Annotated in this window: 13 protein-coding genes and 1 tRNA gene; 9 read left to right on the plus strand and 5 right to left on the minus strand. The window is 46.2% G+C overall.

Going from position 1 to position 14048, the window contains the following annotated elements:
* Nucleotides 1-129: 129 nt before the first annotated feature.
* Nucleotides 130-735 carry an alpha-ketoglutarate-dependent dioxygenase AlkB family protein gene (locus tag ACZ5ZC_RS02535; protein WP_048624683.1) on the plus strand — a complete coding sequence of 202 codons (606 nt, stop codon included), beginning with the start codon at nt 130-132 and terminating at the stop codon, nt 733-735.
* Between the two features lie 69 nt (nt 736-804).
* Nucleotides 805-1893: a DUF3541 domain-containing protein gene (locus ACZ5ZC_RS02540; RefSeq protein ID WP_464931731.1), complete on the plus strand. Its 1089-nt coding sequence runs from the start codon at nt 805-807 to the stop codon at nt 1891-1893.
* Nucleotides 1894-1947: 54 nt separating this feature from the next.
* Here ACZ5ZC_RS02540 and ACZ5ZC_RS02545 read toward each other — a convergent pair whose 3' ends face one another.
* Nucleotides 1948-3156: a NupC/NupG family nucleoside CNT transporter gene (locus ACZ5ZC_RS02545; protein WP_005393641.1), complete on the minus strand. Its 1209-nt coding sequence runs from the start codon at nt 3154-3156 to the stop codon at nt 1948-1950.
* 411 nt (nt 3157-3567) lie between these two features.
* On the opposite strand from ACZ5ZC_RS02545, the gene ACZ5ZC_RS02550 reads away from it, so the two are divergent.
* From ACZ5ZC_RS02550 to ACZ5ZC_RS02560, 3 genes are all read left to right on the plus strand, one after another.
* Nucleotides 3568-3753, plus strand: a complete 186-nt coding sequence (locus tag ACZ5ZC_RS02550) for a hypothetical protein (RefSeq protein ID WP_203347698.1) — start codon at nt 3568-3570, stop codon at nt 3751-3753.
* Nucleotides 3718-3801: transfer RNA gene (locus tag ACZ5ZC_RS02555), tRNA-Leu, on the plus strand. The genes ACZ5ZC_RS02550 and ACZ5ZC_RS02555 overlap by 36 nt, the downstream gene beginning before the upstream one ends.
* 32 nt (nt 3802-3833) lie before the next feature.
* A complete protein-coding gene (locus tag ACZ5ZC_RS02560; protein ID WP_464931732.1) occupies nt 3834-4445 on the plus strand; it encodes a DUF2913 family protein in 612 nt (203 codons plus the stop codon).
* Between the two features lie 74 nt (nt 4446-4519).
* Here ACZ5ZC_RS02560 and ACZ5ZC_RS02565 read toward each other — a convergent pair whose 3' ends face one another.
* Nucleotides 4520-5920 carry a tryptophanase gene (locus tag ACZ5ZC_RS02565; RefSeq protein ID WP_005393637.1) on the minus strand — a complete coding sequence of 467 codons (1401 nt, stop codon included), beginning with the start codon at nt 5918-5920 and terminating at the stop codon, nt 4520-4522.
* 300 nt (nt 5921-6220) lie between these two features.
* Nucleotides 6221-7465 carry an NADH:ubiquinone reductase (Na(+)-transporting) subunit B gene (locus tag ACZ5ZC_RS02570; protein ID WP_248379333.1) on the minus strand — a complete coding sequence of 415 codons (1245 nt, stop codon included), beginning with the start codon at nt 7463-7465 and terminating at the stop codon, nt 6221-6223.
* A gap of 162 nt (nt 7466-7627) precedes the next feature.
* On the opposite strand from ACZ5ZC_RS02570, the gene ACZ5ZC_RS02575 reads away from it, so the two are divergent.
* From ACZ5ZC_RS02575 to ACZ5ZC_RS02590, 4 genes are all read left to right on the plus strand, one after another.
* A complete protein-coding gene (locus ACZ5ZC_RS02575) occupies nt 7628-9016 on the plus strand; it encodes a cytochrome ubiquinol oxidase subunit I (RefSeq protein WP_464931733.1) in 1389 nt (462 codons plus the stop codon).
* Nucleotides 9017-9026: 10 nt separating this feature from the next.
* Complete coding sequence (cydB, locus tag ACZ5ZC_RS02580; protein ID WP_046873882.1) at nt 9027-10025, plus strand: cytochrome d ubiquinol oxidase subunit II; 999 nt, start codon at nt 9027-9029, stop codon at nt 10023-10025.
* A complete protein-coding gene (locus ACZ5ZC_RS02585) occupies nt 10025-10123 on the plus strand; it encodes a DUF2474 family protein (RefSeq protein WP_074189740.1) in 99 nt (32 codons plus the stop codon). The genes cydB and ACZ5ZC_RS02585 overlap by 1 nt, the downstream gene beginning before the upstream one ends.
* A 76-nt stretch (nt 10124-10199) precedes the next feature.
* Nucleotides 10200-10604 (plus strand): hypothetical protein, encoded by a 405-nt coding sequence (locus ACZ5ZC_RS02590; RefSeq protein WP_054866898.1) that lies wholly within the window; start codon nt 10200-10202, stop codon nt 10602-10604.
* A gap of 46 nt (nt 10605-10650) precedes the next feature.
* Here the strand turns inward: ACZ5ZC_RS02590 and lhgO are convergent, their stop codons facing one another.
* Nucleotides 10651-11877, minus strand: coding sequence for an L-2-hydroxyglutarate oxidase (gene lhgO / locus ACZ5ZC_RS02595; protein ID WP_464931734.1), 1227 nt, complete (start codon nt 11875-11877; stop codon nt 10651-10653).
* A gap of 8 nt (nt 11878-11885) precedes the next feature.
* Nucleotides 11886-14009 carry a TRAP transporter permease gene (locus ACZ5ZC_RS02600; protein WP_182036949.1) on the minus strand — a complete coding sequence of 708 codons (2124 nt, stop codon included), beginning with the start codon at nt 14007-14009 and terminating at the stop codon, nt 11886-11888.
* Nucleotides 14010-14048 lie beyond the last annotated feature (39 nt).

The following is a 14048-nucleotide window of genomic DNA, read 5'->3' on the forward strand; positions in this document are numbered from 1 at the left end:
TCTCCCCACAACTCGTATATCGTTACGAGATTTTTATTTATTGTTAAAATTCTTATTATCACAAGAATAACCAATCCCAATCGGAAAGGTAACAGTGATTAAAATTTTTTATGTTTTAGGTATGAGATGATGCATCAACAAGGCGATTTATTTGGCGGTACTCAGTGGCAAGAAGTAGAAAGGGGTAAACTCTATTACGATCCTTACTTTCTTAGCCATCTAGAAGCGGATCACTACTTTGACCAACTTCTGGAAACACTGCCATGGCATCAAGAGCGCATTACCATGTTCGGCAAGTCAGTACTTCAACCTCGGTTACAAGCGTGGCACGGTGATGCAGCATATACTTACTCAGGCTTAACCATGCAGCCTCACCCTTGGACTCCTGAATTAACTCAGCTCAAAGTGCGCTGTGAGTCGATTGCGGATGTAGCCTTCAACTCTGTACTTGCCAACCTATACCGACACGGCCAAGATTCGATGGGCTGGCACCAAGACAATGAACCAGAGCTAGGTAGAAATCCGGTTATCGCCTCTTTGAATTTAGGTGAAACACGTCGATTTTTGCTCAGAAATTTACATTGTAAAACTGAGATTGAATATGAGCTTTCTCACGGCTCCTTACTGGTTATGGCTGGCGAGCTCCAACATCACTGGAAACACTGTGTACCAAAAACCGCGAAAACCAAAGGTGAACGTATCAATCTGACTTTTCGACAGATTTTTAACTATTGACTCAGCTTTTACATTCTTAATTAATATTGATGGTAGGTTTATATTCAGGACTTCATAGGGAATGGATTTATGCGTATCAAACCTCTTAGCTTAGCGGTCTTACTCTCTTGCTCACTTACCTTTGCTGTTCAGGCATCACAAGACGAGATACCGCTCCTAGATAATGCTCAATCAGCACAGTTGATTCGTAGTACCTACGAGCAGGAACTGTTCACTTTACCTGCGTTTAAAGAGGGGCACTTTGGCTTACGCATGTACCGCCAGACATTAGATGAGAAATATCACGCTGCCGTTTGGACCGACATGGCACAAGTAGCTAGCCGATTAAACCGATTTGCTAATGAAGTCGTTGAACCTGAAGATATTATTCTTTATTCATCACAAAGATTGACCGCGTATCAAGAGAAAGAAAGTGAGCGAGGGCAACGACGCTATACCGTCACTAAACACCATCCTGAATATCTTTATCTTGGCATGGATTTGCTTGGCGCAATGGCAAGAGCAAACGAATATGGTCTGAAACATAAGCAAGACAAAACGCTGAGAAAGATCCTGAGGCGCTACGATTTCTCGCGTTACGTTACGGACAAAGAAATGATAGAGGCGTGGGCAGCTCAGCTCGCAAACCAAGTCTACTGGCTTCGCCAGCTTGGTGAGCAAGATGTGGTCGAGGAATTTACTCAAACCTTTCGCAATACCTACCCCGACGATAAAGATAAGATGCTTTCAGCTCAGCAGTATTGGAACAAACTCTATGGTATGACGCACATCATCTTTGCCGACTCACAGTACTATCAAGAACGAGTAAGCGAAAAGAAACACCAATGGATTTATGATTACTTTCGCAACAACATCGACACAATCCTGCTAAGAGCCAAAGAAGACGTGATTGCAGAAGTCGGCATTTCGTTTTTATTAGCAGGCTTGGATCACGATCCGGTCGTCGAGAAAACCCGCCAAGCCATTCGTCACGCAATCAACGCTGAAAAAGGGATGATTCCATCGGTCGATGGGAGTTTTGATCTCAAGTACGGCGAGCACCGTAATGTCCTAGCCATCATGCTGCTCGATTGGAAAGGGGTACATAAAGCGCCAACTTATCAAGAGCACCCTGACGCTTTTAAATCAATACCCTACGGCTTAATACCTAAGCCTTAGAAATAATAAAACCCGCCATTTAGGCGGGTTTTTAGTGTGCATCTTCAATCTAAATTAGAGCGAGATGAAAATGCCCGCTAAACACGCACTCATCAGGTTAGCGAGTGTGCCAGCAGCAACCGCTTTTAGGCCTAAACTTGCTACATCTTTGCGGCGCTCAGGTGCCATCACGCCGATAGAACCCAGCTGAATCGCAATTGAGCCAATGTTTGCAAAGCCACACAACGCAAAAGTGATGATGACTTGAGTATGCTCAGACAGCGTCGCTTTGTGCTGTACAAAATCGATAAACGCGACAAATTCGTTCATCACAACTTTCTGACCAATGTATGAACCCGCAGCAAGGATTTCGTGGCTTGGCACACCGATCAACCACGCTAGAGGTGCAAACAAGTAACCAAAAATCGCTTGTAGCGTCACACCAGAGAAACCAAGTATGTCACCTAAGTTTTCTAGTCCCGTGTTCACCATCGCGATAACACTAACAAAAGCGATAAGCATGGTACCAACAGCAACGGCCACTTTCATACCGCCCATGGCACCACTTGCTAGCGCATCAATAACGTTGCTTTCTTCTGATTTATCTAGCTCAATATCGTTGTAATCGCTTGGCGTTTGGCGTTCAGGAACAATGATTTTTGCCATCATCAAACTACCTGGAGCTGCCATAAAGCTTGCCGCAATCAAGTATTTTAGGTCGACACCTAAACCGGCATAACCACCAAGCACACTGCCCGCCACTGAAGCCATACCACCAGCCATCACAGCAAACAGTTCAGAGCGAGTCATGTTCGAAAGAAATGGACGAATAAGAAGTGGGGACTCGCCTTGAGATAAGAAAATGTTACCTGTTGCAACCAGAGACTCTGCTTTACTCGTACCCAAGAACTTCTGGATAGCACCGCCAATAAATTGAATCACTTTTTGCATAATGCCCAAGTAGTAAAGGGCGGAGATAAGAGCACTGAAGAAGATGATGATAGGAAGGACACGAATAGCGAAGATAAAGCCAGAAGAAGCGAGGTCACCAAAGAGGAATTTAATCCCCTCATCAGCAAAGCTGAGTAGCCCCGCGACACCATTACTTAAACTCGCCAGCGCCGCCTGACCTAACGGGAAATAAAGCACTAAGGCAGCAAATCCCATTTGTAGCATCAAGGCGCGAGATACGGTTTTCCAATTAATGGAAGAACGGCCCTCAGAAAGTAGGAAAGCACAACCTAGCAGTGCAACAATACCAAATAGACTAAATAGAACACTCATGAGCTGGACCTACTGAACGTTGAAAAAGAATAAAGAGCCAAAGGAATTGGCAGAAGAAAGGGACAACGCAGCGAGTGATAACTCGCCTTCAGATCCAGAATGTAGACAGAACGAATAGTTCGACATCTTATTTTACCTTATACAAGCAATTGAACGTAGCTGGTCCGGTCCGTGGGGTCATTCACTGCTGGCGAGCGTATTGCTTGGCCTGCTCCATGTGACGGCTTGTATGGGTAAGGGTCCTGAACAACTAAACCCTAATTCCCGCTTAAACGGGACGCAAGTATAGCCAACAAAAAGAGATATTCATCACATTTATTTACGCAAACGTTCAAGCGTTCAAAATTTAGGCAAAAACGTTCTTTTGTCGTCATACTGTTAATAAAAGTAAGGGCATAAGGACAGACTTTTATGGTAAAAAACGCAAAAGTGACCAATAAATACGCAATCAAACTCGAAAGTTCCAAAATTCGTCATTTTGCTCTCGCCAACAGATGGATTTTGGTTATACAATTCGCGGTGCTTCTTTTCGAGGCCTCTGAGTATTCAGAGCATCATGATGCCGAGATGGTGAAATTGGTAGACACGCTAGCATGAGGTGCTAGTGCCTTTGGTGTGAGGGTTCGAGTCCCTCTCTCGGCACCATTATCCTTCTTCCCTAATTTTGTTCGAGTGTAATGCAAAGTTCTAAGCAGGCAAGACAGTCTACAGATGCTAACCAACTTCTGAGTGAGCTTGCGGTTCACGCTTTATTGCACCTGCACTTTAAAATTCACGCGTCCTCACATGGTCTCTCCCTTAAAGAGCGTAACGACTTACTGCAGAAATGGCTGAAGCCAAAACTGAAGAGTAATCGCTATAAGCTGATTAAAAAGCCGTTAAAGTCTTTGACTCAACAGGCAAAAGGCGAGAACGGAAATCTGGAAGCGTTACTCGAACGTTGCGTGGGTGCAGATAAACCAAGTAACCCTCAACCTGATCTAGATAGCTACTTGCTGTTGATTAACGAGATTGAGAAGAAGTTGGGGACTACCGTATTATTATCTCGACCGGAAGACGTCGACTTATCTCACGACCAACAAGGCTGTTTGCTATGTGTGCTTTCTGAGAACTTAAATCAGCATTTCGATGATAATAACGCCCTAATCGCTCCTATTTCGATGCTGTTCCGCGGACCAATGAGTCAACGCTCACTTTTCCTTGGCAGCATTTACGCCAGTGGCACCTTCAATTATGAAGTGCAGTACCAGGACGATCAGTTCGTTCGCATCACATTAGAGTTGGCGTAAGTGTAACGCTAAGAAACAAATCGAAAAAGGCCGCGAAACTCGCGGCCTTTTGCTTTTCTATATTCAAACCTTAATTAATCGATCTCTTTAAACCGAGCAGTAAAGTGGCGCAGCACTGGTGGTTCATACTCAAAAGTGAGCCCTTTTAACTCATGTGCACGATTTTTCAGTTCGATAATCGCATCCGCAATGTAATCCATATGGTCGTTTGTGTAGACACGACGTGGAATGGTCAAACGCATTAATTCTAACTCTGACGCTTTTTGTTTACCTGTTTCAGGGTCACGGCCAAGCAATAGTGATCCTATCTCTACTGCTCGAATACCCGCCTCCAAGTACAAAGCATTACACAATACCTGCGCAGGGAACTGATCCGTTGGAATATGTGGCAAAATCTTAGCGGCATCCACAAACACCGCGTGACCACCCGTTGGGTATTGAATTGGAATACCGCCCTCACGTAAGCGCTCACCTAAGTATTGAACTTGGCTAATTCGATAGTGAAGAAAATCTTCATCCGCTGCTTCATACAAACCGCGAGCGAGCGCTTCCATATCACGCCCAGCCATACCACCGTATGTCACAAATCCTTCCATGGGTACACAACGTGTCTGCACTGCTTGGAATAACTCTTTATGATCGCGAATACAACACATACCACCAATGTTTACCATCGGGTCTTTCTTAGCCGACATCGTCAACATATCGCCGTATTGATACATCTCGCGAATGATTTCCAGAATCGATTTATCTTCGTACCCCTCTTCACGCTGCTTAATAAAGTAGGCGTTCTCACAGTAACGAGCCGAGTCAATCACCACCGGGATATCGTACTTGGTTGCGATTTCGTACACGCTGCGCATGTTTTCCATCGACACAGGCTGACCACCGGAGCTATTACAAGTAATCGTGGTGATAATCGCACAAATGTTATGCGAACCGTGCGCTTCAATTGTTGCCACCAGCTTATCGATATCAAAATTGCCCTTCCAATCATAAGGCGTAGTGGTGTCGAATGCTTCTTCCGTTACCACGTTAATCGCTTTACCGCCATTGAGTTCAATATGACCCGCTGTGGTATCAAAATGGTAGTTCGAGATAAATACTGGCGTTTCGCCACCACGCACCTGACGCATACGCTCAATCAAAGCTGGGAACAAAATTTGCTCGGCACCACGCCCTTGGTGCGCAGGCACGGTGAGCTTATAACCAAAGAAGTGCTCTACTGCATCACACAGGTTGTAGTAATTTCGGCTACCCGCATAGGATTCATCCCCCATCATGATGCCAGCCCACTGATTATCACTCATGGCACCAGTGCCAGAGTCAGTCAGCAAATCGATATAAACATCATCACTACGAAGAAGAAATGGGTTATAACCCGCTTCTTTTAACGCGACTTCACGGTCTGCCAAAGTGGTCATTTTGATTGGCTCAACCATTTTGATACGGAAAGGTTCTGGAATACGTTTCATTGTTAATTTCCTTATACGCATTGCCCTACGCGCTATCACGTAAGACTAAAAAAACAAATAGATAAAAATGCTTTTCAATGCGGTTGCATTGAGGAAATCAACGAGAAGAAATTTTACTAAGAAGAGACAAGCAGTAGTCTAGGTTGTACCAGAACGACAGCACCAAACGGCTATCGAGAATATCCTTTATTCTCATCGTCTTCGCCCTCCTGATAAAAATAAAAAGCCAGAAACCCCATGTTTCTGACCTTTTCAATATAGTGCAGTTTTCAATCAACTTTCAGTGAAGTCACCCTCATTTTAAGAAGGTCTCGCCCTTTTCATTCTGCGTTTGATATTACTTTCTTTGACTAAATAATCGAAAAGTGGCGCGAATAAGTTAGCAAATAGAATCGCTAACATGATGCCTTCTGGATAAGCTGGGTTCAGCACTCGGATAAAAATCGTCATCACACCGATTAATAGTCCGTATGCCCATTTACCGCCATTGGTAAAAGCCGCCGAGACAGGATCTGTCGCCATAAAGAAGGTACCAAACGCGACCCCACCAATCACGAAGTGCCAGTAAAACGGCATGGAGAACATTGGGTTAGAGTCCGAACCGATCGCATTCAATAATAATGAAGCCGCCACTAAACCAACCAACACACCTGCAACGATTCGCCACGACGCTATCTTCATAAAGATAAGAATAAAGCCTGTTAGTGCAATCAACAGCGTGGAGACTTCGCCCATCGAGCCTGGCAAATTACCAACAAAAGCATCTCCCCATGAAATTGGCTGTCCCGTCATATTATTTATCAAGGCACTTTGCCCACCTTCATACCATTGGCTAAGTGGAGTAGCGCCAGAGTAACCATCAGCCGCGACCCACACGGCACCACCGGACATGTTGGCAGGATAGGCAAAGTATAAAAACGCGCGCCCTGCCAGAGCTGGGTTTAGGAAGTTTCGCCCCGTACCACCGAAAATCTCCTTCGCCACAACAATACCGAAAGTGATACCCAAAGCCGCTTGCCACAGTGGAATTGTCGGAGGAAGGATCAGCGCAAAGAGTATAGAGCTGACAAAAAAACCTTCGTTCACCTCATGCTTTCGCACAATAGCAAACAGAACTTCCCAGAAACCACCAACGATAAACACCGTCGCATAAACGGGTAGAAAATAAGTAGCACCAAGCCACATTTTACTTGCCCACCCCGCTTGTGAAACCGCATCTAACGAGCCCCATACCCAACTCAGTTGCCACGAAGAAGCCAGCGCTTGCTGAGCTGAGGCTTGATCCATTCCATACAACAAAGCATCGCTGGACTGCTGACCTATGTTGTACATACCCCAGAACATGGCAGGGAAGACCGCCAGCCACACCATGATCATAATACGTTTTAAATCGATGCTATCTCGAACGTGAGTCATGCCCTGGTTAACCTTACCAGGCGTGTAAAAAATGGTTTCGACAGCTTCGAACAATGGATAGAACTTGTGATACTTCCCACCTGGGCCAAACTTAGGTGTCGCTTTCTCAAAGTAGTGTTTAAGGCTCATAACAACTCCTCCTTTATCTAAAAGATGGTACGCACTGCCGTAAAAAGCGATCGTTTTTTAATCTCTTAGCCTTCCTTCTTCGTATTCCATTTTGTTCGTCGCTCTTCCCTCATCTCTTCCAATTCGGCGAACTGTTAATTCGAAACTTAAAAGGGAATGCCCATGGATACACTCGCCATCGATTTAGCCAGATTCCAATTTGCCTTTACTGTCTCTTTCCACATCATTTTTCCAGCGTTTACGATTGGTTTGGCAAGTTACCTCGCCGTGTTAGAGGGCTTGTACTTAAAAACGGGCAACAAACAGTACATGCAGATATATAAATACTGGCTCAAAATCTTTGCCATCAGTTTTGGTATGGGTGTGGTAAGTGGCATGGTGTTGAGCTATCAATTCGGGACCAACTGGAGCGTATTTGCCGACAAAACAGGCCCAGTCTTAGGCCCGTTAATGGGATATGAAGTTTTCACTGCGTTTTTCCTCGAAGCGGGGTTTTTAGGCGTGATGCTCTTCGGTATGGATAAGGTAGGCAAGAAGCTTCACTTCACAGCGACTTGTATTGTTGCATTCGGGACGTTTTTGTCTGCGTTTTGGATACTTTCGGTTAATAGTTGGATGCAAACACCAGCGGGCTATAGTATCAACGAAGCCGGACAGTTTATACCAGAAGACTGGTGGGCGATTGTCTTCAACCCTTCTTTCCCTTACCGGCTCGTTCATATGTTGCTCGCCGCTTACCTCACTACCGCCTTTGTTGTAGCGGGCGTTGCCGCTTATCACTTATTAAAAGCAAACCATAATCCACTAGCCAGAATTATGTTCTCGATGGCAATGTGGATGGCAGCCATCGTGACACCAATTCAGATTTTTGCGGGAGACATGCACGGCTTAAACACCCTTGAACATCAACCCGCCAAAGTTGCCGCGATGGAAGGGCACTATGAGTCTCACCAAGGCGCGCCATTGATTCTCTTCGGTATCCCTAACGATGAAGAAAAACGTATGGAATACGCACTGGAAATCCCCAAACTCGGTAGCTTGATTTTAACTCATGACCTCAACGGTGAAGTGAAGGGATTAGATGCTTTTCCAGAGGAGGAACACCCTCCTGTATCTATCGTTTTCTGGTCTTTCCGAGTAATGGTCGCGCTTGGTTTTGGCATGCTTGTTATTGGTTTGTGGAGCCTATGGCTAAGAAAACGTCGCAAACTTTTTGATTCAAGGGCACTTCAACGTATTTGTGTCCTGTTTGCCCCAGCGGGGTTCATTGCAGTTTTAGCAGGCTGGATAACCACCGAAGTCGGTCGCCAGCCTTACACCGTGTACGGTCTTTTAACCACAGCCAATTCGGCATCGCCTATTGATGCCGCCGCGGTGAGCGTCTCCCTGACGGCGTTCATCGTGGTTTACTTTGTGGTTTTTGGAGCAGGCTTCTTCTACCTACTGCGTTTGATGCGCAAATCTCCAACTCGTTATGAAGAAGGCTTAGACAGCCGACTTCCTGATGGCACGAAAACCGATGCCATCACACATTCTAACCATCTAACCTAGGAGCTAACTCATGGATTACGCGTTAATTTGGTACGCTTTGATTGGGCTCGCCGTTCTGATTTATGTCGTGTTAGATGGCTTTGATCTCGGTATTGGTATCCTATTCCTCAGCGCGAATGACGATGAAGAGCGCGACATGATGATGAACAGCATCGCTCCTGTTTGGGATGGTAATGAAACTTGGCTAGTTCTTGGCGGTGGTGGGCTTTTTGCCGTGTTCCCCCTCGCCTACGCGGTCATTATGCCAGCACTCTATGCTCCCCTGATTTTAATGCTGCTCGGGTTAATTCTGCGCGGGGTTTCTTTTGAGTATCGCTTCCGAACACAACGCGGAAAGTTTTTATGGGATAGCGCTTTTTTCATTGGTTCACTCACCGCGGCATTGATGCAAGGCATTATGCTTGGAACCCTGCTCCAAGGTATAGAAGTTAGTGAACGAGCATACGCAGGTGGATGGTTTGATTGGCTTTCGCCATTTAGCGTATTTTGTGGCTTGGCGCTTGTTTGTGCTTACATTCTGCTTGGTTCATGCTGGTTATTAATCAAGCTTCCAGAAGAGCTGATGGGGCGTTACTACGTGGTCGCGCGACGATGGGGACTAGCGATGGTAGCCTGTATATTCATCGCCAGTTTGTGGCTGCCATTGAGCCAAAATATCGTATTTGAACGTTGGTTCTCATTACCAAACTCGCTGCTGTTTTTCATTTTACCAATCATTGCAGCGGCATTCATTTGGCAGCTATTCAAAGCCTTACTCGACCACAAAGCTGTTCGTGCCTATGTACTTGCCATCGGCCTGTTTCTTGTTTCCGCGATGGGTTTCGGTGTCAGTACATTTCCTTACTTGGTTCCCTTCGCACTCACTTATCAAGACGTCGCCGCGCCAGATAAAAGTTTGGCATTTTTACTTGTCGGTGCGGTGGTATTACTTCCTCTGATCATAGCCTACACGGCTTATTCGTATTGGGTTTTCCGCGGTAAGATGAAACGTGGAGAGGGATATCACTAATGAAACTAAAACCCATTTTGTGGTTCATTGGTATTTGGCTGGCAAGCGTGGTCGCCTTGTTTATCATCAGTTCGTTGATACGAGCTGCGATATTGTAGGCCAAGAGTCTACTGCACCACATCTGAAGTCATTGAGGTCTATACTCAAGCAAGAGTAAAACAACGGAGTGTTTTTATGACCTTAAAGCAGATTCTGGCAACTTTGATTCCTTTGACAGGTCTACTGTTTTCACCAAATGCATTGTCCGTAGACAAGCAGATGTCATCCGCCATGAAAAGTAAAATGCGGTCTATTTGCTCCACAACAGACAAACAGGGCCATTGGCAAATTGCTGAAGCAACTCCTGACGCCAGACGCTCACTCAACATGGTGCTTTATCAAATGAATGCCGATGATAAATTGAAAGCAATTCATGAGGTGAGAACGAAAATGGTCGGCGGCACCCATTATGCATTTGAGTTCGAGTTGCAAGATGGCCAAGTCTGGAATGCGATTGTGTTGCACAGTGCCCGAGGCGATTACATGATAGAAAGACACGCCAAGAAAGGTGAGCTTTGCCCTAAAGATGGCAACTCCTAATTCCCACTTCAAACACAATAAAGGCGACAGTTCCGTCGCCTTTGTTTTATACCGTTTTCGCCTCTATCTTCTCATTCACCTTATCGCAAATGTACTCTCCAATAGGCATTGCAGATGTCGCTGCAGGAGAGGGGGCGTTGCAAACATGCAAGCTTCTTGCGCTCTCGGCAAACAAGAAGTCATGAACCAAAGTGCCATCAGATAACACCGCTTGCGCGCGAATACCCGCAGGATATGGCTTGAGATCGTCTACCTTGATACTAGGGCAATATTTGTTGACCAATTTGAGATAGCCCGGCTTCCACCACGAGTTCTTAAACTCATCCAGTCCGGTTTTTAGATGCTTTTGTGTCACTTTCCAGAAGCCGGAGAAGCTGAGCATCTGCATGGTATCTTGCAGGCTAAAGTTGACCTTGTCGTACCCTTCCCGTTTCCAGCCTTGCACCGCATTTGGACCAACGGTCACACTACCATCAATCATACGAGTGAGGTGGACACCCAAAAAAGGCAAATCAGGATCTGGGATTGGGTAAATAAGATGATTCACCACTTGGTCGTGTTTGCTATCTAAGCGGTAGTATTCACCACGATAAGGGATGATTTGGAAATCGGTCGGAATACCCATCATCTTAGTCATACGATCCGCCATCAAGCCGCTGCAAGTAACCAAGAACTTAGCATTGAGCTGCATGGTTTGACCGTCTGAAATGCAGGTCAGTTGAACTTCTTCGTCCTTCTCTTCGGCAGCCACCACTTTGGTTCTCAGGCTAATTTGCCCGCCGAGCTTTTGGAACTCTTCCGCCATCTGCTCAGTGACCAAACGATAATCGACAATACTGGTGGTTTTGACATAAATCGCGCCCAAGCCTGTGATGTTTGGTTCAGCCAGTTTGAGTTGAACTTCATCGAGTAGCTTTACGTCGATACCGTTGACATGGCAGCGCTCATAAAGGGCATTCATACGTTCGACTTCTTGCTCATTGGTCGCAACCAACAACTTGCCACAGTTCTCCACCGGAATATCGTGCTCAGCACAGAACGAAATGGTTCGCTCTACCCCACGCTTACAAAAATCGGCTTTTAAGCTGCCCGGTGCGTAGTACACCCCAGCATGAATCACGCCGCTATTGTGTCCGGTTTGATGCTTGGCAAAACCGGACTCTTTCTCAACCAATAAAATGGATTTGTCTGGGTGACGTTGTTGCAGTTGCCATGCTGTCGACACACCAACGATACCGCCACCGACAATGATGTAGTCATAGACTGATTTCATACGACCTCTTATAAAACCGATAGTTGAGATTGTTGCAATTTGAACTTGCGACCACTGTAAATAAAAATCGCGACAAATACCGCGCAACTTGCCACACGAACCAACATTGGTATGTCGTGCCAAACCAGCAATGTGCCCACCACTACCAACAAGAGACGCGTCAGAATGTTTAGAGGACCTTCCAAGTAACCTTCAATCGCACCAATCAATGCGTACGTACCGATGATGGCAAAGAAGCCTACAGTAATCACTGACGTCACATCCCAACTGACTAAGCCTGTGTAGGCAATAAGTAATGGTACAAGATACAAACCTTTGGCAATTTTCCACGCCATCAAACCGGTACGCATTGGCGGTGTTTTTGCGATGGTTGCTGCTGCAAATGCGGTCAAACACACTGGAGGCGTTACGTTACTATCTTGCGATAACCAGAAGATGATGAGGTGAGCAGCCAGCAATGCCAAGCCTACCGCTTCCATACCCAGGCTTTGCTCCAGTAGAGTTTCCATAAAGTCCGCAGGTACTAACGCCACCATTTCTTTCGCGGTTTCCAACGCCATTGGTGCATTAAGCAGTTCCAACTTTTCTGGCGCCGCCAACATGAAGATGGCTTTTGCTTGTTCAGGCAATTGACCCGACACCATCAATTCAAGCAATTGGTTTTCCGCAATCAACTTGTAAAGCGCAGGGGCAGACAGTGTACCCAATACAATATACGCCGCTGTCACAGGTAAACCCATACCCAAAACAAGAGAAGCGAGCGCAATCAGAACGATCATGATGAACAAGTCACCATTCGCCCAACCGTCGATCATCAATGAGAACGTGTTGCCGATGCCCGTTGTGCTGATCACGTTGATCACCAAGCCGATCCCCACCAGCAATACCGCGGTTGTCGCCATGTTTTTCGCACCTTGCGAAAGTGCTTCGATGATCGCTTTGGGTCCCATCTTGTGATCTTTCGAGAACCAAGAAGCCACCACCACAGAAATGATCGACAAGCCAGCAGCGTAAGTTGGCGTAAAGCCTTGAACCAACAAAGTAACCAATACCGCCAGCGGGATAAGGTTGTGCCAACCGCTGATCAACACTTTCAGTAGAGATTCATCGCTGGTCGTGATTTTTTGAACGCCGCTGCGTTTGGCTTCGATACGCACAAAGAACGCCACAGACAAGAAATAGATAAGAGCAGGAATGAAAGAAACGGCAATAATATCAACATAAGGAATTTGCGTGTAAGACGCCATGATGAAAGCGCCCGCTCCCATCACTGGTGGCATCAACTGACCACCTGTCGACGCCGCAGCTTCAACGCCCGCCGCGAAGCGCGAAGGAAAACCTGCTTTTTGCATCAAAGGAATACTGATAACACCGGTTGAAACCGTATTTGCCACGCTTGAGCCAGACACTGAGCCCATCAAACCGGAGCCAATCACTGCGATAAAACCCGGACCACCAATGATTTTGCCAGCCGCAGCACGTGCCACATTGATAATGTAATCACCGACACCAGAGCGAACAAGAAACGCCCCAAACAGAATGAACATGAACACGAAAGTCCAACTGATGCGCGAGATAGAACCAAACATGCCCTCAGAAGAATAGAAGCTACGGTAGAGCAAGGTTTCCATGCTCAAACCCGGGAAGTGGAAAATACCTGTCGCCCACTTACCCCAAAGCACAACGTAACTCAGACACACCACAATCAGCACTGGAATAAACCAGCCCATGGTGCGTCGAATCAGTTCGATAACAATCAGAATTGCCATGATGGCGAAGACCCAATCGCTGGTCACGAACTTCACACCGCGTTCGTACAGCGCATCTTCGGCATAGGGAATGTAGAGCAAACACGCGACAGCGCCCATGGCAATTAACACATCGATACCGAGTGCAATCTTACTCTGCTTGAGAGAGATATGAGCCGGATACCAAAGTGCACAAATCACCGCAAAGCCAGCAAAGTGGGTCGCGGAAATCCATAACTCTGGTAACGTCGATAAGGTATTAAACCAAATGTGCAAAGCAGACAACACCACGCCAAACACTGTTATTGTTGTGGTTACCCACGGAAAATCAGTGCGCGTGGGCAGCTCAAACTTCTGCAATTCCTTTTCTATTGAGTCGCTCATCTCATACTCCAAGCTCTGGCGGCTTTTTCCATCTTAGAA

Source organism: Vibrio sp. JCM 18905, from assembly GCF_055393305.1.